The sequence below is a fragment of the Pseudomonas sp. NPDC089569 genome, assembly GCF_050280625.1.
In the GTDB taxonomy this organism is placed as follows: Bacteria; Pseudomonadota; Gammaproteobacteria; order Pseudomonadales; family Pseudomonadaceae; genus Aquipseudomonas.
In genome coordinates this window covers 1-22527 of the sequence record NZ_JBNNVQ010000099.1, presented here as the reverse complement: position 1 = coordinate 22527, position 22527 = coordinate 1, and the positions used below count along the sequence as shown (strand labels likewise).

The 22527-nt window shown below is 58.6% G+C and carries 22 protein-coding genes and 1 pseudogene; 17 read left to right on the top strand and 6 right to left on the bottom strand.

All coding sequences use genetic code 11. The annotated features are described in order from the left end of the window. Nucleotides 1–113: 113 nt before the first annotated feature. On the bottom strand, nucleotides 114–569 hold the full coding sequence (locus ACQKP2_RS26325) for a DUF721 domain-containing protein (RefSeq protein WP_427580772.1): 456 nt from the start codon (nucleotides 567–569) through the stop codon (nucleotides 114–116). Between the two features lie 307 nt (nucleotides 570–876). On the opposite strand from ACQKP2_RS26325, the gene secA reads away from it, so the two are divergent. The 4 genes from secA (at nucleotide 877) to ACQKP2_RS26305 (ending at nucleotide 6727) form a co-directional block, all read left to right on the top strand. Next, nucleotides 877–3612, top strand: a complete 2736-nt coding sequence (gene secA, locus ACQKP2_RS26320) for a preprotein translocase subunit SecA (protein ID WP_427580770.1) — start codon at nucleotides 877–879, stop codon at nucleotides 3610–3612. Between the two features lie 129 nt (nucleotides 3613–3741). Further along, complete coding sequence (argJ, locus tag ACQKP2_RS26315; protein WP_427580768.1) at nucleotides 3742–4959, top strand: bifunctional glutamate N-acetyltransferase/amino-acid acetyltransferase ArgJ; 1218 nt, start codon at nucleotides 3742–3744, stop codon at nucleotides 4957–4959. A 188-nt stretch (nucleotides 4960–5147) separates the two neighbouring features. After that, complete coding sequence (locus ACQKP2_RS26310) at nucleotides 5148–5780, top strand: glutathione S-transferase family protein (RefSeq protein WP_427580766.1); 633 nt, start codon at nucleotides 5148–5150, stop codon at nucleotides 5778–5780. Further along, complete coding sequence (locus tag ACQKP2_RS26305) at nucleotides 5777–6727, top strand: Nudix family hydrolase (RefSeq protein WP_427580764.1); 951 nt, start codon at nucleotides 5777–5779, stop codon at nucleotides 6725–6727. Before ACQKP2_RS26310 ends, ACQKP2_RS26305 begins: the two co-directional genes overlap by 4 nt. A 123-nt stretch (nucleotides 6728–6850) precedes the next feature. On the opposite strand, the gene ACQKP2_RS26300 is transcribed toward ACQKP2_RS26305, so the two are convergent. The 3 genes from ACQKP2_RS26300 to ACQKP2_RS26290 are packed head-to-tail and all read right to left on the bottom strand — an operon-like array spanning nucleotide 6851 to nucleotide 10434. After that, complete coding sequence (locus ACQKP2_RS26300) at nucleotides 6851–7432, bottom strand: cob(I)yrinic acid a,c-diamide adenosyltransferase (RefSeq protein WP_427580762.1); 582 nt, start codon at nucleotides 7430–7432, stop codon at nucleotides 6851–6853. A gap of 2 nt (nucleotides 7433–7434) precedes the next feature. Then, a complete protein-coding gene (locus tag ACQKP2_RS26295; protein WP_427580760.1) occupies nucleotides 7435–9471 on the bottom strand; it encodes an ATP-binding protein in 2037 nt (678 codons plus the stop codon). 45 nt (nucleotides 9472–9516) lie between these two features. Continuing rightward, on the bottom strand, nucleotides 9517–10434 hold the full coding sequence (locus tag ACQKP2_RS26290; RefSeq protein ID WP_427580758.1) for a putative 2-dehydropantoate 2-reductase: 918 nt from the start codon (nucleotides 10432–10434) through the stop codon (nucleotides 9517–9519). 134 nt (nucleotides 10435–10568) lie between these two features. Between ACQKP2_RS26290 and ACQKP2_RS26285 the strand changes: the two genes are divergently transcribed. Both ACQKP2_RS26285 and ACQKP2_RS26280 read left to right on the top strand, forming a co-directional pair. Beyond that, nucleotides 10569–11054 carry a YajQ family cyclic di-GMP-binding protein gene (locus ACQKP2_RS26285; protein ID WP_427580757.1) on the top strand — a complete coding sequence of 162 codons (486 nt, stop codon included), beginning with the start codon at nucleotides 10569–10571 and terminating at the stop codon, nucleotides 11052–11054. A 143-nt stretch (nucleotides 11055–11197) separates the two neighbouring features. Then, nucleotides 11198–12040 (top strand): mechanosensitive ion channel family protein, encoded by an 843-nt coding sequence (locus ACQKP2_RS26280; protein ID WP_427580755.1) that lies wholly within the window; start codon nucleotides 11198–11200, stop codon nucleotides 12038–12040. Nucleotides 12041–12278: 238 nt separating this feature from the next. Here ACQKP2_RS26280 and ACQKP2_RS26275 read toward each other — a convergent pair whose 3' ends face one another. Further along, entirely contained in the window at nucleotides 12279–13604 is a 1326-nt protein-coding gene (locus ACQKP2_RS26275; RefSeq protein ID WP_427580753.1) for an OprD family porin, read from the bottom strand. Nucleotides 13605–14055: 451 nt separating this feature from the next. On the opposite strand from ACQKP2_RS26275, the gene ACQKP2_RS26270 reads away from it, so the two are divergent. Genes ACQKP2_RS26270 through ACQKP2_RS26260 form a run of 3 tightly spaced genes read left to right on the top strand, consistent with a single transcriptional unit; the run spans nucleotide 14056 to nucleotide 15155 of the window. After that, entirely contained in the window at nucleotides 14056–14490 is a 435-nt protein-coding gene (locus ACQKP2_RS26270; protein ID WP_427580751.1) for a hypothetical protein, read from the top strand. 29 nt (nucleotides 14491–14519) lie between these two features. Then, nucleotides 14520–14945: an HIT family protein gene (locus ACQKP2_RS26265; RefSeq protein WP_427580749.1), complete on the top strand. Its 426-nt coding sequence runs from the start codon at nucleotides 14520–14522 to the stop codon at nucleotides 14943–14945. 3 nt (nucleotides 14946–14948) lie between these two features. After that, nucleotides 14949–15155, top strand: a complete 207-nt coding sequence (locus ACQKP2_RS26260; RefSeq protein ID WP_427580747.1) for a SlyX family protein — start codon at nucleotides 14949–14951, stop codon at nucleotides 15153–15155. Between the two features lie 62 nt (nucleotides 15156–15217). On the opposite strand, the gene ACQKP2_RS26255 is transcribed toward ACQKP2_RS26260, so the two are convergent. After that, nucleotides 15218–15820, bottom strand: coding sequence for a cold shock domain-containing protein membrane protein (locus ACQKP2_RS26255; protein ID WP_427580745.1), 603 nt, complete (start codon nucleotides 15818–15820; stop codon nucleotides 15218–15220). A gap of 477 nt (nucleotides 15821–16297) precedes the next feature. Between ACQKP2_RS26255 and ACQKP2_RS26250 the strand changes: the two genes are divergently transcribed. The 8 genes and pseudogenes from ACQKP2_RS26250 to ACQKP2_RS26215 all read left to right on the top strand — a co-directional run. Continuing rightward, the gene (locus tag ACQKP2_RS26250) at nucleotides 16298–16648 is read left to right on the top strand and encodes a ribbon-helix-helix domain-containing protein (protein WP_427580743.1); all 351 of its coding nucleotides are present in this window, start codon (nucleotides 16298–16300) and stop codon (nucleotides 16646–16648) included. A 121-nt stretch (nucleotides 16649–16769) separates the two neighbouring features. Continuing rightward, nucleotides 16770–16991 carry an FmdB family zinc ribbon protein gene (locus ACQKP2_RS26245; protein ID WP_003209804.1) on the top strand — a complete coding sequence of 74 codons (222 nt, stop codon included), beginning with the start codon at nucleotides 16770–16772 and terminating at the stop codon, nucleotides 16989–16991. Between the two features lie 108 nt (nucleotides 16992–17099). Beyond that, entirely contained in the window at nucleotides 17100–18875 is a 1776-nt protein-coding gene (gene aspS / locus ACQKP2_RS26240) for an aspartate--tRNA ligase (protein WP_427580741.1), read from the top strand. A gap of 129 nt (nucleotides 18876–19004) precedes the next feature. Beyond that, nucleotides 19005–19751, top strand: coding sequence for a YebC/PmpR family DNA-binding transcriptional regulator (locus tag ACQKP2_RS26235; RefSeq protein WP_095193170.1), 747 nt, complete (start codon nucleotides 19005–19007; stop codon nucleotides 19749–19751). A gap of 156 nt (nucleotides 19752–19907) precedes the next feature. Next, on the top strand, nucleotides 19908–20432 hold the full coding sequence (gene ruvC, locus ACQKP2_RS26230; RefSeq protein WP_427580739.1) for a crossover junction endodeoxyribonuclease RuvC: 525 nt from the start codon (nucleotides 19908–19910) through the stop codon (nucleotides 20430–20432). A 114-nt stretch (nucleotides 20433–20546) separates the two neighbouring features. Then, nucleotides 20547–21155 carry a Holliday junction branch migration protein RuvA gene (ruvA, locus tag ACQKP2_RS26225; protein ID WP_427580737.1) on the top strand — a complete coding sequence of 203 codons (609 nt, stop codon included), beginning with the start codon at nucleotides 20547–20549 and terminating at the stop codon, nucleotides 21153–21155. Next, nucleotides 21156–22217, top strand: coding sequence for a Holliday junction branch migration DNA helicase RuvB (gene ruvB / locus ACQKP2_RS26220; protein ID WP_427580736.1), 1062 nt, complete (start codon nucleotides 21156–21158; stop codon nucleotides 22215–22217). It begins immediately after the preceding gene. 127 nt (nucleotides 22218–22344) lie between these two features. Further along, a pseudogene (locus ACQKP2_RS26215) lies at nucleotides 22345–22527 on the top strand (hypothetical protein); the annotation flags it as partial.

Sequence of the window (22527 nt, the reverse complement as noted above, 5' to 3'; positions counted from 1 at the left end):
GATTTACGCATAGCCAAACACCTCAGATTTGGGCGCCATCATAGCGCCCGATTGAAGTGTCCAAAATCATTAGGCCAGTTCAGCCTCGCTCCTACAAGATTGCGTAAAGGTTTTCAGGCCTTGGGCTTGGCGTGTGCCGCCAATCGCTCCAGCGCGGCCCGCAGGTTCGGATCACTGATGCCCTCGGCCGTGGCTTGAATGGTCTGTGCCGCCTGGGTGGACAAATCGATGGTGTGCCCGGTCGCGCCGCGATTGTTCGTCGGTGGTTGCACCTTGAACAGGATTCGCGTGAGGCTGGCGAATTCGTCGAACATCTGCAGTTGTCGTTGCAGGCGTTTTTGTTGGTAGCGCAGGCGGGTCGCCCAGTGACCGTCTGTGACAATCAGCAACAAACTGCCTTCACGCCACGAGGCCACGTGGCAGTGTTCTCGAGCGGCGGGCTGTAATTGGCTGTCCAGCAGGCGTTGCAGGTGTGCCAGGCGTTGGGCATGGCCGAGTATGGCTTTGAGCGGTCTGGCTTCGCGGAGCAGGACGGCGGGTGCTTTGGCCGTAAGAGGGCGAAATGCCATGATCAGACACCTGAAGTAACAGAGCAGCCATGGTAGCAGAAAGCGCCCGTTTCACTCGCCCATTGCTTTTGTCCCTGCTTTACCCATTAAATCAACAACTAACTTCTGCCTTGAACGGGTTGAAGTTCTGCAAAACGCCCCTATTTAAAGTGAGCCCCGTCAAAGCGCCGTGCCAGCATCGTGGAATATCGCCACTTTCCTCACCAGCGTTTCCGGGTAGAATGCTCGTTCGCATGCGGCCATGAGGGCTGCACGGGCGACTCACGGGGCCGCCCTCCATCCCTTTAGTGTGGAAGATCCTGCCGATATGTTTGCGCCTTTGTTAAAGAAACTTTTTGGAAGCAAGAACGAGCGTGAAGTCAAGCGCATGCTCAAGACGGTGCAGCTCGTCAATGCCTTCGAAGAGCAAATGGTGGCCCTTTCGGACGATCAATTGCGTGCCAAGACTGACGAATTCAAGGCTCGCATCGCCAAAGGGGAAAGCCTCGACAAGCTGCTGCCGGAAGCCTTTGCGGTCGCCCGCGAGGCCGGCAAGCGCGTCATGGGCATGCGCCACTTCGACGTTCAGTTGATCGGTGGCATGACCTTGCACGAAGGCCGGATCGCCGAAATGCGTACCGGTGAAGGCAAGACCCTGGTGGGTACACTGGGCGTTTACCTCAACGCATTGTCCGGCAAGGGCGTGCACGTGGTAACGGTGAACGACTACCTGGCCCGCCGTGACGCCAACTGGATGCGTCCGCTCTACGAATTCCTCGGCCTGACGGTCGGCGTCGTGACGCCGTTCCAGCCGCCGGAAGAGAAGCGTGCCGCCTATGCTGCCGACATCACCTACGGCACCAACAACGAATTCGGGTTCGACTACCTGCGCGACAACATGGCGTTCAGCATGGAAGAAAAATTCCAGCGCGAACTCAATTTTGCCGTGATCGACGAAGTCGACTCCATCCTCATCGACGAAGCCCGTACCCCGCTGATCATTTCCGGTCAGGCCGAGGACAGCTCCAAGCTGTACATGGAGATCAACAAACTGATCCCGCAGCTGGAACTGCACATCGAGGAAGTGGAAGGCGAAGTCACCAAGGCCGGTCACTACACCGTCGACGAGAAAACTCGCCAGGTCGAGCTCAACGAAGCCGGTCACCAGTTCGTGGAAGATGCGCTGACGCGTCTTGGCCTGCTGGCGGAAGGCGAGAGCCTGTATTCGGCACACAACCTGAGCCTGCTGACTCACGTCTACGCCGGTCTGCGTGCGCACAAGCTGTTCCATCGCAACGTCGAATACATCGTGCAGGACGGACAGGTCGTACTGGTCGACGAACATACCGGTCGTACCATGCCGGGTCGTCGTTTGTCCGAGGGTCTGCACCAGGCCATCGAAGCCAAGGAACACCTGAACATCCAGGCCGAAAGCCAGACACTGGCTTCGACCACGTTCCAGAACTACTTCCGTCTGTACACCAAGCTGTCCGGCATGACCGGTACGGCCGACACCGAAGCGTTCGAGTTCCATCAGATCTATGGCTTGCCGGTCATCGTCATCCCGACGAACAAACCGTTGGCCCGTAAGGACTACAACGACCTGGTGTTCCTGACCGCCGAAGAGAAATACGCGGCAATCGTCAATGACATCAAGGAAAGCATGGCCGCCGGCCGCCCGGTTCTGGTGGGTACCGCGACCATTGAAACGTCCGAGCACATGTCCAGCCTGCTCGTGAAAGAAGGCATCGAACACAAGGTTCTGAACGCCAAGTTCCACGAAAAGGAAGCCGAGATCATTGCCCAGGCCGGTCGCCCGGGTGCGCTGACCATCGCTACCAACATGGCCGGTCGTGGTACCGACATTCTGTTGGGCGGTAACTGGGAAGTGGAAGTGGCGTCGCTGGAAAACCCGACGCCCGAGCAGATTGCACAGATCAAGGCCGACTGGCAGAAGCGTCACCAGCAAGTGCTCGAGTCGGGCGGCTTGCAGGTCATCGCTTCCGAGCGTCACGAATCGCGTCGTATCGACAACCAGTTGCGTGGTCGTGCCGGTCGTCAGGGCGACGCCGGTTCCAGCCGCTTCTACCTGTCGCTGGAAGACAGCCTGATGCGCATCTTCGCCTCCGACCGGGTGAAGAACTTCATGAAGGCGTTAGGCATGCAGCCTGGCGAAGCGATCGAGCATCGCATGGTGACCAATGCCATCGAAAAGGCTCAGCGCAAGGTTGAAGGCCGTAACTTCGACATTCGCAAGCAGCTGCTTGAGTTCGACGACGTCAACAACGAACAGCGTAAAGTGATCTATCACATGCGTAACACGTTGCTGGCCGCTGACAATATCGGCGAAACCATCGCCGACTTCCGTCAGGACGTTCTCAGCGCGACCGTCAGCGCCCACATTCCGCCACAATCGTTGCCCGAGCAGTGGGATGTGCCAGGTCTGGAAGCCGCGCTGCAAAGCGATTTCGGCGTAGCGCTGCCAATCCAGCAGTGGCTCGACGAAGACGATCACCTGTACGAGGAAACCCTGCGCGAGAAGCTGATGCACGAGCTCGTGGCAGCGTACAACGAGAAAGAAGACCAGGCAGGCGCCGAAGCGCTGCGCACCTTCGAGAAGCAAATCGTTCTGCGTGTACTGGACGACCTGTGGAAAGACCACCTGTCGACCATGGACCACTTGCGTCACGGCATTCACCTGCGCGGCTACGCCCAGAAGAACCCGAAACAGGAATACAAGCGCGAGTCCTTCACGCTGTTCTCCGAATTGCTGGATTCGATCAAGCGCGATTCGATCCGCGTGCTGTCGCACGTACAGGTCCGTCGCGAGGATCCGGCCGAAGAAGAGGCGCGCCTGCGTCAGGAAGCCGAAGCGCTGGCGGCACGCATGCAGTTCCTGCATGAAGAAGCCCCGGGCCTTGAGCAGCCGGAAGCGGTCGGTGAAGAAGTCGACGTGGCGCTTGCCGCGGCACCCGTACGCAATGAACAGAAGCTTGGTCGCAACGAGCTTTGCTACTGCGGTTCGGGCAAGAAGTTCAAGCATTGCCACGGGCAGATCCAGTAAACCCGTTTCATACGCTGAAATACCCGCGCCGCGACCGGCTCATGCCGTCGCGGCGTTTTGCCATTTAAACCACCGCCTTCTTGAAAAAAAGAGCGCAGCGGTGCTGACATCATCGTAAGGAGCTTATTCATGGCTGTTGGTCTTGGTCCTTTGCCAACGTTGCACCCGGTTGACGGTTTCGAACTCGGTATCGCCTCGGCCGGTATCAAGCGCCCGGGGCGCAAGGATGTCGTGGTCATGCGCTGTGCCGAAGGCTCCACGGTGGCGGGCGTGTTCACCCTCAATGCCTTCTGCGCGGCCCCGGTGATCCTGGCCAAGCAGCGCGTGCAAGGTTCGGTGCGTTACCTGCTGACCAACACCGGCAACGCCAACGCCGGCACCGGTGAACCTGGCCTGGCCGCGGCCGAGCGCACCTGCGCCAAACTGGCCGAACTGACTGGCGTCGATGCCAGCCAAGTGTTGCCGTACTCCACCGGTGTGATCGGCGAGCCGCTGCCGGTGGAAAAAATCGAAGGTGCGCTGCAAGCCGCCCTGGACGACCTGTCGGTCAACAACTGGGAAGCAGCTGCCACCGGCATCATGACCACCGACACCTTGCCCAAGGGTGCCAGTCGTCAGTTCCAGCATGACGGCGTGACCATCACCGTCACCGGTATCAGCAAGGGCGCGGGCATGATTCGCCCGAACATGGCGACCATGCTCGGTTACATCGCCACTGACGCCAAGGTATCGCGCGACGTGCTGCAGAACCTGATGCTCGATGGCGCCAACAAGTCGTTCAACCGCATCACCATCGACGGTGACACGTCGACCAACGACTGCTGCATGTTGATCGCAACCGGCAAGGCTGCCTTGCCGGAAATCACCCGTGCCGAAGGCGAGCTGTTCGCCAAGCTCAAGCAAGCGGTTTTCGAAGTGTGCATGGAGGTGGCCCAGGCCATCGTTCGCGATGGCGAAGGTGCGACCAAGTTCGTGACGGTTGAAGTCAACGGCGGCGCCAATCACCAGGAATGCCTGGACGTTGGTTACACCGTGGCTCACTCGCCGCTGATCAAGACCGCCCTGTTTGCCTCCGATCCGAACTGGGGCCGTATCCTGGCCGCTGTCGGCCGTGCCGGTGTGCCGGACCTGGACGTCAGCAAGATCGACGTGTTCCTCGGCGAAGTCTGCATCGCCAGCCGTGGTGCCCGCGCTGCCACCTACACCGAAGCCCAGGGGGCGGCGGTGATGCAGCGGGAAGAGATCACGATCCGTATCGAACTGGGTCGCGGCGATTGCAGCGAAACCATCTGGACCACCGATCTGTCCCACGAATACGTGAAGATCAACGCCGAGTACCGTACGTAATCAGGCGCTAGGCCGAGTCACCCCCATCGCGAGCAGGCTCGCTCCCACAGGAGATTTTCAGTGAACACAGTTTTTGTGTATGACGAGATCAAATGTGGGAGCGAGCCTGCTCCGGGCGGCGTTCCGACGATGACGATCTACCTGTCACTGGCTAGACTGGTCTGTCCCCTTATCAAAAGGTCCCGAACATGAGCCTGCACCTGATCATCGGCGACAAACTGCTTTCCTCCTGGTCCCTGCGCGGCGCCCTGGCCCTTGATCTGGCCGGTGCCAGCTACACCGAAGAACTGATCAAGCTGAACCAGCCGGACACCCGCGAGCGTCTGCTCAAGCATTCGCCGACCGGTAAAGTCCCACTGCTGAAAACCGAACACGGCACCATCGCCGACTCGCTGGCCATTGCCGAGTACCTGGCCGAGCAATTTCCCGACGCCGGTCTGTGGCCCAGCGACATCGCCGCCCGTGCCCAGGCGCGTTCGGCCTGTGCGCAGATGCACAGCGGCTTTTTCGCCATGCGCGGCAACATGCCGTTCGACTTGAGTCATGATGCGCCGCTCTCGCCAATGCCGGCCGATGTGCAGGCCGACATCGAGCGCATGTCGGCGTTGTGGGCCGAGTGTCGTGCAGCCGCCACCGAAACCGGTCCTTACCTGTTCGGGCGCTTGAGCCTGGCGGATGTGTTTTTCGCCCCCGTGGCCGTACGTTTGCGCACCTATCGGGTGAAGCTGCCTGCGGTCGACGAAACCTATATCGATGCGCTTTACCAATGGCCGGCCTTCAAGGCCTGGCAAAAAGCCGGACTGGAGGAACTCGAACGGTGAAACGAGTACACGTCGCCGCGGCCGTCATTCGCGATACCAGCGGCAAGATCCTCATCGCCCGGCGTGCCGACACTCAGCACCAGGGTGGTCTATGGGAGTTTCCGGGCGGCAAGGTCGAGGCCGACGAGTCGGTCGAAACCGCACTGGCCCGTGAACTTCAGGAAGAGCTGGGTATCGTGGTCGGCGCGGCACGACCTTTGATCAAGGTTTGCCACGACTACCCGGACAAGCAGGTGTTGCTGGATGTCTGGGAGGTTTCGGCGTTTACCGGTGAGCCCCACGGCGCCGAAGGCCAGCCATTGGCCTGGGTGACGGCGCGTGAACTCTCGGATTACGAATTTCCCGAGGCCAATCGCCCCATCGTCGCAGCGGCCCGGTTGCCCGAGCAGTACCTGATCACCCCGGAGGATCTGGAAGCCCCTGCGCTGTTGCGGGGGATTCAGAAAGCCATTGCGGGCGGTATCAAACTGATTCAATTGCGTGCGCCAAACGGTTATGACCCCAAGTACCGGGATCTGGCGGTCGATGCGGTGGGATTGTGCGCCGGCAAGGCGCAGTTGATGCTCAAGGGGCCATTCGAATGGCTGGGGGACTTTCCTTCCGCCGGCTGGCACATCACGTCGGCACAGTTGCGAAAGTACGCGGCGGCTGGTCGACCGTTACCGGCGTCGCGCTGGTTGGCCGCCTCCTGCCATAGCGCCGAAGAGCTGGCGCTGGCCGAGGAGATGGGTGTGGACTTCGTGACCCTGTCTCCCGTGCAGCCGACGCTGACTCATCCGGGGGCTCAGCCGTTGGGCTGGGAGCAGGCCTCGACTTTGATCGAGGGCTTCAGCAAACCGGTATTCCTGCTGGGTGGGGTAGGGCCTGCGGACGTCCAGAAAGCCTGGTCGGCGGGTGCCCAAGGCGTGGCGGGGATTCGCGCGTTCTGGCCAGATTCATTGGTGTGATCGCTGGCCTCTTCGCGGGCAAGCCTCGCTCCTACGGTCGGTAACTTCTGTGCACAGATATTGTGTCCACCGAAAATCCATGTGGGAGCGAGCCTGCTCGCGATGGGGCCAACGACGATCCGGTCAAATCTCGGGTTTCGGCGCCGACTGCCAGAGAATCTCTGCAATCCCCTGATGCCGGGCGATCATCCGCGCCGCGACGAACAGCAAATCCGACAACCGATTGATGTACGCCAGGCCCACTCCGGCCAACGGTTCCAGCGCATTGAGTTGCTGGCAACGGCGCTCGGCGCTGCGGGCCAGGCTACGGCAGACGTGAGCCTGGGCAATCAATAGCGAACCGCCCGGCAGAATGAAATTCTCCAGCGGCCCCAGCTCTTCATTCCAGGTATCGATCGCCGCCTCCAGACGTTCGATTTCTGCTGCATTCAACACCTGGTATTCCGGCATGGCCAGCTCGCCGCCAAGGTCGAACAAACGGTGCTGGCAAGGCGCTAACACCTCGATGACCATTTTCAATCCCGGCGTTTCGGCACAGTGCGCCTCCAGTCCCGCCAACAACACACCCACCTGGCTGTTCAGCGTATCGACCTCGCCGATCGCTTCGATTCGCGGGTGGTCCTTGGGTACGCGACGACCGTCGCCCAGGCCGGTTTCGCCTTTGTCGCCGGTTCGTGTGTAAATCTTCGACAGGCGAAAGCCCATGGTTACCTCGCTAGCAGGTTGAGTTCTTGAGAGACGGGGGCAGTGCCCGCCAGAGGCAGACGCAGGGTGAAACAGGTGCCTTGACCGAGGGTCGATTGCACCTCCATCTGACCCTTATGGTTATTGGTGATGATGAAGTACGAAACCGACAGCCCGAGACCGGTGCCCTGGCCGATTTCCTTGGTGGTGAAGAACGGTTCGAACGTACGCTTTCGCACACTTTCGCTCATGCCGATGCCGTTGTCCTCGACCTGGATTTCCGCCCATGGTGGATTGAGCCGGGTGCGCAAGATGATCCGCCCCGGTTCACGGTCGTCTTCGCGCAGGTGAATGGCCTGGGCAGCGTTCTTCAGCAGGTTGAGCAGCACTTGCTCCAGCTCGTTGGCGGTGCCGGGCACAGGGCCCAGCGCTGGATCGAACTGGCGAATGATGGCTTGGCCCTTGAAGTCGAAGCCGATCGCCAGATCGAAGTCGTTGCCGGCGATTTCCACGGCTTGATCGATCAGCGCCGGCAAATCGCATGGCGCCATTTGTCGGGTGCTGCGACGGCTGAAACTGAGCATGTGGGTGACGATCTTCGCCGCCCGGGCGCCGGCCTGTTGAATGCCGTCGAGCAGCTGCGGCACTTCCCGCGCTTGCAGGTAGTCATTGACCGTCGACAGTTCGATGCCGATTTGTTCGGCCTGCTCCAGGTTCTTCGGCAGATCCGGGGACAGTCGGCGACGAATGTTCTGCACGTTGTGCAGGATCGCCCCCAGCGGGTTGTTGATTTCATGGGCCATGCCGGCGGCGAGGCCACCCACGGAGAGCATTTTCTCCGACTGCACCATCATGTCCTCCAAGGACAGGCGCTGGGTGATGTCGTCGATCCTGATCACCACGCCACGTCCGGCACCGCCCATCAGCGGATAGAAAGTCAGGGCGTATTGCCGGGCATCGTCGTCCTTGACCCAGGTGACCCGCTCGATCTTGGCCACCGTGTGTTGTTCGACGGTTTGCTTGAGTTGCGGCAGAAATGGCTTGAGCGGTTCGAAGGCCAGGAAAATCGGCTGGTTCAGGGCTTCGTCCAGGCGGGTGCCGGAGAGGGCGCTGGCTTCCTGGTTCCACTGCGTCACGTATAACTGTTCATCAAGGGCAATCAATGCCGAAGGCATCGAGTCGATGATGCTGTTGAGGTAGTTCTGGAACCCGGTGAGTTTCTTCTCGATCTTGCTGCGTACCTGGACTTCAAGCTCCAGCTTGCGATTGGTGTGACGGGTTTCTTCGGCCAGGCCCTGGGCCTGGTCATAGGCGGCCTGGGAGTCGTCCCGTGCCCGTTTGAGCTGCTGCTCCCGCGCCTCGATCCGCGAGAGCATGGTGTTGAAGGCTTCGGCGAGGCTGCCAATCTCGTCATGGTTGCCGCGGGAGGCGCGCAGCGAATAGTTTTCCTCGCGAGTCACTTGCCGGGACAATTCTTCGAGTTGATGAATCGGCCGGGTAATCAGGCGCTTGATCTGCCGTGCGATCACCAGCCACAACAGTACGCTGAAGATCAGGATGCCGAGGCTGGCGGTCAGGGTCCCGGTGTAAAACGCCATCGGCAGCTCGCTGCTGGCCACCAGCAGCAAATGGCCGGGAGCGGAGCCAGGGCGGGGCAGGGTGATCACTTGATTGCTGCGAAACTCGGTGACTTGCCAGGCTTCGATGTGCCGGTAGCGCTCGGGCAGGTTCAGGTGGTCGCCATGTTGCAGCTGGGCCAGGCGTTCTCCCTTGCCGTCATACAGGGCTGCTGCGCGCAAGGGTGAATAACTGTCGAGCTCCTTGAGCAGACGCTCGGCACTTTGTGGCGATTGCAACGCCTCGGAGATCAGATTCGGGTTGGACACCAGCCGGCCGATGGTCTGCAAGGCCTGGGGGGCCATGCTTTCCTGGGAGATGTAATACGCGGCGCTGATAAACGTCAGGTTGGCGACCAGCAGTACAGTGGTCAACAGCACCAACAGGGCGGCCAGCAATTTCTGGCCGACGGGAAGGTTTTCAAGGCGCTGGCGCAATGGCATCAGGTTTATCGCTGCAAAGGAACAAGTGGCCAGCGTAGCCGCTGCTCAGTCGCTGGGCAATCCAAGGCTGTGCAGGTGCGCGATCAACCTCGATTCCAGCTGATTGAGGTGCGGCAGATTCAACTGGTGCCGGGAGGCGACTTTGCAGGCGTGGCCCAGCAGATAACTGATTTCGGTCCTGCGCCGGTTGCTGACGTCCTGATACATCGACGAGTAATTGGCGGAGGTGGCGTGGATCACCCGTTCAACTTCCTGTTGCAGGTTTTCGGCGGCGGCAGGCTGCCCGCAACGCTCAAGCAGTTCGGTCAGTTCGCCGCAAAGGGTGGCGACCTCGCAATGGTGTTCCTGCAGGCCACCATTGCGGCAATCGTGCAGAACCGTCAGCGGATTGATCGCACAGTTGAGCGCCAGTTTGCGCCACAACCGTGTCAGGATTTCGGTGCTCCACTCATGAGGGATGCCGGCAGCGTCCAAATCGTCCAGCCAGATCGGGGCGACAGGATGGCCGGCGTCCCCCAGCCAGGTAAAGCCGTGGCCGGCGAATACCACCCGCCAGTCGCCATCGCGGAATGCGCCTTCGGTGCTCGATGCGTAGATGCAGCGTGCCAGGGGAGCCTGTGCCGCTACGGCGTCCTGGCTGCCGAGGCCGTTCTGCAACAGAATCAGCTCGGTATCGGCAGCCAGGCGGGGTGCCAGCTGTGCCACGGCGCGCTCGGCATCGTAGGCTTTGCAGGCCACCAGCAGGCGGCTGATCGGCTCTTCACTGTCGGGTGTTTCGGCGGGCACCGGGTAGCATTGTGCTTCACCGTGTTCGACCAGTGTCAGCCCGCCGGCGGTCCGATACGCCTGCAAGCGTGCGCTATCGCGCAGGATCAAGCGTACCGGCACACCGGTCCGGGCCAGGCGCGTGGCCCACAACGTGCCGAGGCTGCCGGCGCCCAGTACGTGCCAGGTGGTGGACATCAGCTTTTTGCTCTGTTTGATGCGCGCATGGACAGCTCGCAGTGAATGATGGGAAAGACCCGTTATAATCAGCGCGGATTTTTACCGCAAGCCAGGCGTGCTCCATTTGTGCGCCTTTTATTTGGAGAGATTACATGCCGTCGTTCGACGTGGTATCCGAACTGGACAAACACGAAGTCACCAATGCGGTCGAGAACGCCGTCAAGGAGCTCGACCGTCGCTATGACCTGAAAGGCAAGGGCAGCTTCGAGTTCAAGGAAAAGGACCTGACCGTTCACCTGACCGCCGAAGCCGATTTCCAGCTTGAAGCGATGATCGAGATCCTCAAGCTGGCCCTGGTCAAGCGCAAGATCGATGTGCAGTGCCTTGAGGTCAAGGATGCTTTTGCCTCAGGCAAGCTGATGAAGCAGGAAGCTGTTCTCAAGGAAGGCATCGACAAAGAGCTGGCGAAGAAGATCGTTGCCCACATCAAGGACGCCAAACTCAAGGTGCAGGCCGCCATTCAAGGTGAGCAGGTACGTGTGACCGGCAAGAAGCGTGATGATCTGCAGGAAGCCATTGCCGCACTGCGCGCCAAGGAATTCGGCATGCCGCTGCAGTTCAATAACTTCCGCGACTGATTGGCAGGGCGGGAACCTCTCGGCGTTTTCGGCGTCCGAGGCCCAACAACGGTAGAAAAGATTGCCCCCCCAAAAAACGGGCCCGATCTTTTCTGCCGTTTATTTTTTAGCGTGCCGGATGGCTGGAAATCAGGAGAACGTAGATGGATTTGAATGCCGAAGTAAATAACCTGGTCAAGATATCCCAGGCCTGGATTCCGATGATTATGGAGTACGGTAGCCGTGTGCTGCTGGCGATGATCACTTTGGCCATTGGCTGGTGGCTGATCAACAAGGTCACCCACAAGCTGGGCAAACTGATCGCGTTGCGCAATACCGATCTGGCGTTGCAAGGCTTTATCAGCAGCCTGGCGAACATCATTCTGAAGATTCTGCTGGTCATCAGCGTTGCGTCAATGATCGGGGTGGAGACCACATCGTTCGTGGCCGCCATCGGTGCGGCAGGTCTGGCCATCGGTCTGGCTCTGCAGGGCAGCCTGGCGAATTTCGCCGGCGGTGTATTGATTCTGCTGTTTCGTCCGTTTCGCATTGGTGACTGGATCGAGGCTCAGGGCGTTGCCGGCACCGTCGACAGCATCCAGATTTTCCACACTGTTCTGCGCACTGGCGATAACAAGACCATCATCGTACCCAACGGCAATCTGTCGAACGGCATCATCACCAACACCAACCGTCAGCCCACCCGTAAGGTGGTGTTTGATGTAGGTGTCGATTATGAGGCGGATCTGCAGAAGGCCCGGCAAGTGTTGCTGGATCTGGCCAAGGACCCACGTGTTCTGACCGACCCGGCACCGCAGGCAGTCATTTCGACCCTGGGTGACAGTTCAATCACGGTTTCCCTGCGTGTCTGGGTAAAAACAGCCGATTACTGGGACGTGCTGTTCATGTTCAACGAGCAGTCCCGTGATCGATTGAAAACTGCCGGTGTCGAAATTCCGCTCCCACAGCGAGTTGTTCGCGTGGTTCAGGAGACAGCGGCGCAGTAATCTTGCTTCATTAGTTGTCTTTGTACTTGGCTAATGGCAATACGCCCAAGGGGGTGATACTCCCTTGGGCTTTTTTGTGACTTTTGATCAGTTCATTTCAAAAAGTACTAATGTCAGGACTCTAAGTTGTTTGCTGATGTGATCCATATATGGCAGGCATAAAAAAACCGCCCACTTGTTAAGGTGGGCGGTTTTTATTTAGAGCCAGGCTCTACAGCACTTCTGAGTTACACCCTGATTACAGGATGCTCAGTGGGTACTCGATGATCAGACGGGTGTCGTACAGATCAGGCGAGTAGCCGCTGTAGGCTTCGTTCGAGCGGTAGTTGGCGTAACGCACGCGGAACGACAGGTCTTTGGCTGGACCTTCCTGAACTACGTACTTGGACTCCAGGTTCCACTCGTATTCCTTACCTTCGCCCAGACCGTTGGTGGCAATGTTGTCACCCTTAACGTAACGGGTCATGAAGCTCAGACCAGGTACGCCGTAGGTAGCCATGTTCAGGTCGTAGCGAGCCTGCCAGGATTTCTCTTCACGACCCACGAAGTCGGAGATCTGGATGGAGTTGGATACGAAGATGGTGCTGTTACCGTCAACGCCGTAGTAGTAAGCGTTGTCGCCGCTGGATTGCTGGTAGGCAACGGTGAACTTGTGAGCGCCCAGGCTGTAAGCTGCTGCCAGGGACCACAGGTTGTTGTCCACACCCAGGGTGCCGTCGCCGATAGCGTCAACCAGGTCACCACGGCTTTCGCCTTTGGTTTTGTAACCGTTGAGGTCGAAGTTCAGGGACTGATCATCTGCGATCGGCAGGGTCAGGTTCATGTTGATGTAGTACTTCTTGAAGTAGTCATCAGCATCAGACGCAGCCAGGGCAGCGGTGAAGTTGTCAGTGAAAGCGTAGCTTGCACCGAAGATGTTGATGTTGGTCAGGCCTTTGCCGCCGTTACCGTCTTCATCAGGCAGGCCGCCGATGCTGTCGCGACCCATGCCGGTTTGCTTGCTCAGGGAGGTGAAGCGACCAGCGTTCAGTTCCAGGCCCTTGATTTCCTTGGAGGTGATCAGGGTACCGGTAGCAACTTCTGGCAGCAGACGGCTGTCGTCGGTAGCGAATACTGGGCTGGCAACGAATTGCTGGCCGTATTTCACAACGGTGTCGGACAGACGCAGTTTCACTGCAGCGCCGCTCTTGCCTTGGGATTTCTCTTCTTCGCCGTCGCCGTTGATTGCGAACAGGCCGTTGCCACGGTGGCCTTTGCCGCCGTCGAGTTTGGCCGAGCCCATCAGCATGGCGTCAACGCCGAAACCAACAGTACCTTGAGTGAAGCCCGACTCGTAGGTCAGCAACTGGCTGATACCGGAGTCCTGACGGTAGCCGGAGTCAGAGTTGGATGGGTTGCTTGCACCGTTTTTGTAATCGCGGTTCATGTACTCAAAACGGGTTTTGAGTTTCAGGCTCGAATCGTCGATGAAACCCTTGGAATCGTCCTGGGAAGACGCTACTGCGAACTGCGAGGTGCCTGCTGCAACAGCCAGTGCGATCATGCTCCACTTCATCACGCGCATCGTGATTTGCTCCTTTGGTTTTTAGGAAGAGTACTGCCGTCCCACCTGTTTTATTATCTGGGCGGCTCTTTCTTTTTGTGTCGGCGCAAACTTATATCACGCCGGCAATGTTGGCGATACTTGCGCATCTAACCTTTCGGCTTCTTTACGACCCTGTCGCTAACAGCTTGCTAGATGTCGCAAATTTACAGCCCCGATGCAACCGGACTGACAACTTCAGTACTGTTTTTCTGGGGCGGTTCATCGGTAAAAAGAGTCCCTGGTGAAACGCTTGAATCTCCATCGGGCTGCCCTGCCACTGTTTTATCTGGTCTTGAGGCTCCCACTTCCCGCGGTGCCTCATAGACTATGTGGGTGTGAATGCAACAAGCGTGCACAAATCGGAAATTTATCGGATTTTTTTTTCGGTGTCTGCCTGATGCAATAAAAACCTCATAAAAACGGGGGTCTCATGCTGCTTTGGTTTGGGCTTGACGCCATCGTTTTCATCGTGCTGCACAATGTGTTACCGCCCGGTGACAACCAAAAATGTTACCGGTTCACCCTGAAAGTGGGTAAATGGCGGATATGCGAAGCTCAAAGCGTAGACGTACTGTTCGGTTTTGGTGCAAAAATTTTTAATCGCTGTGTTGAAAACATACAGTTCGACGCTCTTCAGTCCCTGAACAAATCCTTGTCACTCAGTCATTTCAGCGGTTTTTGCGGTGTTTCCGGTTTGGAAATAGTGCATTTTTGCGGGAAGTGTTTCATCTCGGGGCGGCTTGCAGCCATTTTCAGATCCTCGAGCGGGCTTCGACTGTTGTTCGTCGTGAAGCCTGTGACGTTCGCAGGTATGCTGCCATCCAGTCGCTTGGTGCGCGATCTCTCGGGGCGGGCGCTAAGCTGAAAAATGATGAACTGGCGGGAGTGTATGCAGTGTTCGCTTTAGATCCACGACTTCAACAAGATACCTTGCCGATCGGTGATTTCCCGCTTTGCCGGTTGCTGCTGTCCAATGATTCGAACTATCCCTGGTTCATCCTGGTGCCTCGTCGTGACGATATCAGTGAGATATTTCAGTTGGATGTTGCCGATCAGCAGCGGCTTTGGCAGGAAACGACGGCGCTGGCAGAGACGCTCAAGGACTCGTTCGACGCGGACAAGCTGAATGTTGCGGCCCTGGGCAATGTGGTCAGTCAGCTACATATGCACGTTATTGTGCGCAAGCGGGAAGATGCCGCCTGGCCGGCGCCGGTTTGGGGCAAGCATCCTGCCAGGCCCTACAGTGCCGAGCAGGTCGCGGCGATTCGCGAGCGCCTGCGTCTGGTACTGACCGAAGATTTCACGTTTCTGGAGGGGTGAGTCATGAGTCTGGAAGATCGTGTTACCGATCTTGAAACTCAGCTTGCGTTTCAGGACGACACCATTCAGGCGCTGAGTGATGTGCTGGCAACACAGCAGCGGGCTATTGAGCGCCTGCAGCTGCAGATGGCTGCCTTGCTCAAGCGTCAGGAAGAAATGGCCGGCCAATTCGAGTCGATCGAAGAAGAGGCGCCGCCACCCCACTACTGAAGTGGGTGCATAAAAAAACCGCGGACAGCCAGGCTGTTCGCGGTTTTTTTTACCGCTTCGAATCAGCGTCGCGGCAGTGCGGCGATCACATCTTCGGCCTGCAGGCCTTTGTCGCGATTCATGACGGAGAACTCCACGCGCTGGCCTTCGACCAGGACTCGATGGCCTTCACCGCGGATGGCCCGGAAGTGCACGAAAATATCGTCGCCGGAATCGCGGGAAATGAAGCCGAAGCCTTTGGAGGTATTGAACCACTTGACGGTGCCGGTATCGCGGTTGCTCATGTCATAGCTGGGTGCGGCGGCAGCAGGGGCGGCTTTGTAGAAACTGACGGCCAGGTGCGTGACGACTGCGATCAGGGCTGCGATCAGGCTGAACAGAACGGCAGGCTGCCCGGCAATGACCGGCATGGGGGCTATCAGTGTCAGGGTCTGCAGAACGACAGCGAGGATCAGCAGGGCGCTGACCAGGTTTTGCAACTGCTGGCGCGCGCCTTTGTTCCAGTTGGGAATGACTGGGGCGAGGGTGAGGTTCAGTAGGCCGAACAGGGCCAGGTACAGCGCGTCGGGTTGTTGCAGGTAAGGTACGGCTTCGGTGCGCAGGCTGGGGAGGAAGGACAACAGCAAGGCTGCTGCGCCCATTAGCAGGTGGACAATTTTCAACATTTTTATTGACTCACGTTAAGGCGGCTCACAAGGAAGAGCTGACGGGATACGGTTCGCTTCGGAACAAATAAGAGGCGTTGAGCACGCATCCGATATCAGCCTATGCGCAGTGCCCGGAAAATAAGGGCGCCAGCGACACTCGCCTATTTAACAGCAAAGCTTGTGGCTACTCAAATCAAGGAGTCCGGCGGTGCTTTGGGGGCTTTTGATGCGGGTCACGAGATCAGTCGGTGACCGACTCGCCGACCCTGTCTCATGTGTTGGCCCCGGTCCTGAAGGTGCTTTTTGATTGAGTGAATCTTCGCCCGTAGGTGTAAGAAACACTCCTGAGTAGGACTTACTCCATGTTCTGCCTTCAGTTGTTGGCTTCTCCTACGCGGATGGGCAAAAAGTCATCTGGATATAGCCGTGTCTGCGCGCTTTCATAAGCCAACAGGCTCTTGTGAAGACCAGGGATGACAAAGGAGTGTCAGCGATATGGTTTATGAACGCAGGCGAAGTGAGGGGAGGGTTGGTTCGCTCAAGGATATGAGGGCCGATCCTTTTGTCGGTGAGTTCGATATGGGGCTGGCCCAGCCCTTGTCACGGTCGGTTCGGTTGAACGGCTTTGCCACCTGCTTGCGCCTTGAGCAGGTTTACTGGGACATTCTGGGCGAATTGGCCAGGATCAATCACTGTTCGGTCAGTGCGTTGCTGTCCCATCTGGATCGCGAAGTGCATTTGCGCCATGGCGGGGTGAAAAATTTCAGTGGGCTGGTGCGGGTAATCTGCGTCGTGCACAGTCTCAAGGAAGGAGGTGGCGCTGCCGAGACTCAGGCCTGGCAGTGAAAGGACTGTGTGTCGATCTGTGCAGTCTTACGGCTGCACAGGCTGCATTTAATGGATATAATCCCGCTCTTTGCCGCCGGACCCCGTGTACGCGGTAGCAATCTGATCGCCGAGACAATCCATGCCGATGTACGATTATCAATGTGCTTCCTGTGGTCATCAGTTGGAAGCCATTCAAAAGATCAGCGCAGCGCCGCTGGTCGATTGCCCTGCATGCCAGGCGCCAGAGCTCAAAAAGATGCTGTCCATGCCGGGTTTCCGGCTCAGTGGTAACGGCTGGTACGAGACCGATTTCAAGACCGGTTCGAAGAAGAACCTGGCCGGTGGCGACAAAGCTGACTAGGGTCCATGTGCTGAACGAAACATACATGTGAGCACTTGCAAGGTCGGTCCACCGACATCTGCAAGGTCTCCAACCGAACGACGAATTACGAGAAGTGAAACCACGACCATGATGCGCAGCCATTATTGCGGCCAACTGAACGAAAGCCTGGAAGGCCAGGAAATTACCCTTTGCGGATGGGTCCACCGTCGCCGTGACCACGGTGGGGTGATTTTCCTCGATATCCGTGATCGTGACGGTCTGGCCCAGGTGGTGTTCGACCCGGATCGCGCAGAAAGCTTTGCCGCCGCCGATCGCGTGCGCAGCGAGTATGTGGTCAAGATCACCGGCAAGGTGCGCTTGCGCCCGGCCGGTGCCACCAACGCCAACATGGCGTCGGGCATGATCGAAGTCCTGGGTTACGAGTTGCAGGTATTGAACGAAGCGGAAACCCCGCCGTTCCCGCTGAACGAGTACTCGGACGTCGGCGAAGAAACCCGCTTGCGCTATCGCTTCCTCGATCTGCGCCGCCCGGAAATGGCCGAGAAGCTGCGCCTGCGTTCGCGCATGACCACCAGCATCCGTCGTTACCTGGACGAAAACGGTTTCCTCGACGTCGAGACGCCGATCCTGACCCGCGCTACTCCGGAAGGCGCTCGCGACTACCTGGTGCCAAGCCGTACCCACGCCGGTTCGTTCTTTGCCCTGCCGCAATCGCCACAGTTGTTCAAGCAACTGCTGATGGTGGCCGGTTTCGATCGCTACTACCAGATTGCCAAGTGCTTCCGCGATGAAGACCTGCGTGCCGACCGCCAGCCGGAATTCACCCAGATCGACATCGAGACCAGCTTCCTCGATGAAAAGGACATCATGGGCCTGACCGAGGGCATGATCCGCAACCTGTTCAAGGAAGTGCTGGGTCTTGAGTTCGGCGATTTCCCGCACATGACTTTCGAAGAAGCCATGCGCCGTTACGGTTCCGACAAGCCGGACCTGCGTAACCCGCTGGAGCTGGTGGACGTTGCCGACCAGTTGAAAGACGTTGAATTCAAGGTCTTCAGCGGCCCGGCCAACGACCCGAAATGCCGTGTTGCCGCACTGCGCGTTCCGGGCGGGGCGAGCATGCCGCGCAGCAAGATCGACGACTACACCAAGTTTGTCGGCATCTACGGTGCCAAGGGGCTGGCGTACATCAAGGTCAACGAGCGCGCCAAAGGCGTCGAAGGTCTGCAGTCGCCAATCGTCAAGAACATCCCCGAGGCAGCCCTGAACGTGATCCTCGATCGCGTGGGTGCGGTCGATGGCGATATCGTGTTCTTCGGTGCGGACAAAGCCAAGATCGTCAGCGAGGCCCTGGGCGCGCTGCGGATCAAGGTCGGTCACGATCTGAACCTGCTGACCTGCGAATGGGCGCCGATGTGGGTTGTCGACTTCCCGATGTTCGAAGAGAACGACGACGGCAGCTTCACGGCCCTGCACCACCCGTTCACTGCACCGAAGTGCTCTCCGGCAGAGTTGGAGGCCAATCCGGCCACCGCGCTGTCCCGGGCCTACGACATGGTTCTGAACGGCACTGAGCTGGGCGGTGGTTCGATCCGTATTCACCGTAAGGAGATGCAACAGGCCGTCTTCCGTCTGCTGGGTATCAACGAAGAGGAACAGGAAGAGAAATTCGGCTTCCTGCTCGACGCCCTGAAGTACGGTGCACCGCCGCACGGTGGCCTGGCCTTCGGTCTGGACCGTCTGGTCATGCTGATGACCGGTGCCCAGTCGATTCGTGAAGTGATCGCGTTCCCGAAAACCCAGAGCGCAGCGGATGTCATGACTCAGGCGCCGGGTCAGGTGGATGCCAAGGCGTTGCGCGAACTGCATATTCGCCTGCGTGAAACACCTAAGGCCGAATAAGGCTGACCTGAAGGGCGCATCGGTGGATGCGCCCTTTCTTCATCAGGGGAACAGGTCGAGATTTTTTGTTTGCCGGTCGGCGCGATTGAGCGTGGCGGGCAAGGTTTCAAAGAGAATTCGGAGCGAGTTATGGCAGGTCATTCCAAGTGGGCGAACATCAAGCACCGCAAAGAACGTCAGGATGCCAAGAGAGGCAAGATCTTCACCAAGTGGATTCGTGAGCTGACTGTCGCTGCCCGTCAGGGTGGTGGCGATCCGGGCTCCAACCCGCGCCTGCGCCTGGCGCTGGACAAGGCCCTGGGTGCGAACATGAGCCGCGACATCATCGATCGCGCCATCGCCCGTGGCACTGGTGCCGCCGACACCGATGACGTGGTTGAACTGACATACGAAGGTTACGGCCCGGGTGGCGTGGCGGTCATGGTCGAGTGCATGACCGATAACCGCAACCGCACCGCGGCAGCCGTTCGTCATGCCTTCAGCAAGTGCGGCGGCAACCTCGGTACGGACGGTTCGGTAGCCTATCTGTTCGAGCGCAAGGGGCAGATTTCATTCGCGCCGGGTGTCGATGAGGATGCACTGATGGAAGCGGCCATGGAGGCCGACGCCGATGACGTAGTGACCAATGAAGACGGCTCCATTGACGTGTTCACCTCGTTCGCCGGATTCTATTCGGTGCGTAACGCGTTGGAAGCGGCGGGTTTCAAAGGCAACGATGCGGAAATCGTCATGCTGCCGACCACCAGCGCCGAACTTGATCTGGAAGGGGCGGAAAAAGTCCTCAAGCTGATCGACATGCTCGAAGACCTGGATGATGTGCAGAACGTCTATTCCAACGCGGATATTCCGGAGTCGGTCGCCGCACAGCTTGGTTAAAGGCGACCTGGCCCCTTGTGGGAGCGAGCCTGCTCGCGAATGCGGATTTTCAGGCAGTATCGTTGCTGAAAATGAAACCGCTTTCGCGAGCAGGCTCGCTCCCACATTTGTTATTTGTGCATTGAACATCGTGCTTTTACCAAAACCGCAGGCGTTATGACTTTAATTCTTGGTATCGACCCCGGTTCGCGCATCACCGGTTACGGCGTGGTTCGTGATACCGGCCGTGGTTGCGAGTACGTCGCCTCGGGTTGCATCCGTACCGGTGCTGGCGAGTTGCACGAGCGTCTGCAGATCGTCTATCGCGGTGTGCGGGAGATCATTCAGACCTACGGCCCGGTCACCATGGGTATTGAAAAAGTGTTCATGGCCCGTAATGCGGATTCCGCCCTGAAACTGGGGCAGGCCCGAGGCGCCGCGATCGTGGCAGGGGCGGAAGAGAGCCTGGAAATCGCCGAGTATACGGCGACGCAGGTCAAGCAGGCGGTGGTCGGCACCGGCGCCGCGAACAAGGAGCAGGTGCAGATGATGGTCATGCATATGTTGAAGCTGACCAGCAAACCGCAAATCGATGCCTCGGACGCCCTGGCAATTGCCATTTGCCATGCCCATACCCGTTCCAGCCTGCTGCCCCATGGTCTGGGGACGGCACGCAGTCGTGGCGGGCGCCTGCGTCTCTGATAGCATCGGCATTCAAATTCGGGGAGCGAGGGGGGGACGCCTGAACTTTCGGCGCAGACCCCTTGTTCTTTCAGTCGCTGGCCCCGTGCTGGCCAACGCTCAAGGATCTGTAACGTGATTGGACGCTTGCGCGGCACACTGGCTGAGAAACAGCCGCCGCACTTGATTCTGGATGTAAACGGCTTGGGGTATGAGCTAGAAGTCCCCATGACCACACTTTATCGCCTGCCGTCGGTCGGTGAGCCGCTGACGTTGCACACCCATTTGGTCGTACGCGAAGACGCGCAGTTACTCTACGGCTTCGTCGGCAAGCGCGAGCGGGATTTTTTTCGTGAGCTGATTCGCCTCAATGGTGTCGGACCGAAACTGGCCCTGGCCCTGATGTCGAGCCTGGAAGTCGATGAACTGGTCCGTTGCGTGCAATCCCAGGACACTTCGGCGCTGACCAAGGTGCCGGGTGTGGGTAAGAAAACCGCCGAGCGCCTGTTGGTGGAGCTCAAGGATCGCTTCAAGGCGTGGGAAACGGTGCCCAGCATGTTTGCCCTGGTGCCGAACCAGCCGGACGGGCCTGCACCGGTCAATACCGCTGAAAACGACGCGGTCAGCGCGCTGATATCCCTGGGCTACAAACCGCAGGAAGCCAGCAAGGCAATTTCCGCGATCAAGGAAAAAGGCTTGAGCAGCGAAGACATGATTCGACGTGCCCTGAGGGGGATGATCTAAGTGATTGAAGCTGATCGTCTGATCGCCGCCACGGGCAGCCCCCGTGACCGCGAGGAAGTCCAGGACCGGGCGATTCGTCCGGTCAGTCTGGCCGAGTACATTGGCCAGCCGACCGTTCGCGAGCAGATGGAGTTGTTCATCCAGGCGGCGCGCGGGCGTAACGAATCCCTGGATCACACGCTGATTTTCGGTCCACCCGGGCTGGGTAAAACCACCCTGGCCAATATCATTGCCCAGGAAATGGGTGTATCGATCAAAAGTACCTCGGGGCCGGTCCTTGAGCGACCCGGTGACCTGGCGGCGTTGTTGACCAATCTGGAGCCGCACGACGTACTGTTCATCGATGAGATCCATCGCCTTTCGCCGATTGTCGAAGAGGTGTTGTACCCGGCCATGGAGGATTTCCAGCTCGACATCATGATTGGCGAAGGACCGGCCGCGCGCTCGATCAAGCTTGATCTGCCTCCGTTCACCCTGGTTGGGGCGACCACGCGAGCGGGCATGCTCACCAACCCGCTGCGTGATCGATTCGGGATCGTTCAGCGCCTGGAGTTCTACAGCAATGCCGATCTGTCGACGATTGTCAGTCGCTCGGCGAGTATCCTCGGTTTGCCGCTGGACCCTGAAGGTGCCTTTGAAATTGCCCGACGTGCCCGTGGCACTCCGCGGATCGCCAATCGTTTGTTGCGCCGGGTACGGGATTTTGCCGAAGTTCGCGCCAAGGGGCATATCACCAAGTCGATTGCCGACTTGGCCCTGAACCTGCTGGATGTCGATGAGCGTGGCTTCGATCACCAGGATCGACGTCTGTTGCTGACCATGATCGAGAAGTTCGATGGCGGGCCTGTTGGAGTGGACAGCCTTGCGGCTGCCATCAGTGAGGAGCGCCACACCATTGAAGATGTGCTGGAGCCTTACCTGATTCAACAGGGCTATATCATGCGCACCCCGCGAGGACGCGTGGTCACGCGGCATGCCTACCTGCATTTCGGATTAAATATTCCGTCACGATTGGGCGAGATGCCCGTGGTAGACGAGTTTCTCGACGCCGTGGACGATTAATTAACTTTTGCGTGCCGATTTTTCGGGCATTGTGCTGTCCTAGGACCGTGCTTTTGCAAGAAAGCCGCAGATCAATGAAAAACAGTTGCCTGTCCGGATTGGCAACCCGAGGAGTTAGCACTAGAGTATGCGCGCGCAAAACGGGCTGGAGCCTTTCGCACATCGTTGTCGCGTTTATTACGAAGACACCGATGCGGGCGGCATCGTGTATTACGTTAATTACCTCAAGTTTATGGAACGGGCTCGAACCGATGGAGGTGGCTGTTTACCGCAGCCTCGCGTCACGCGGATCAAAGCCGGTCGACAGCTT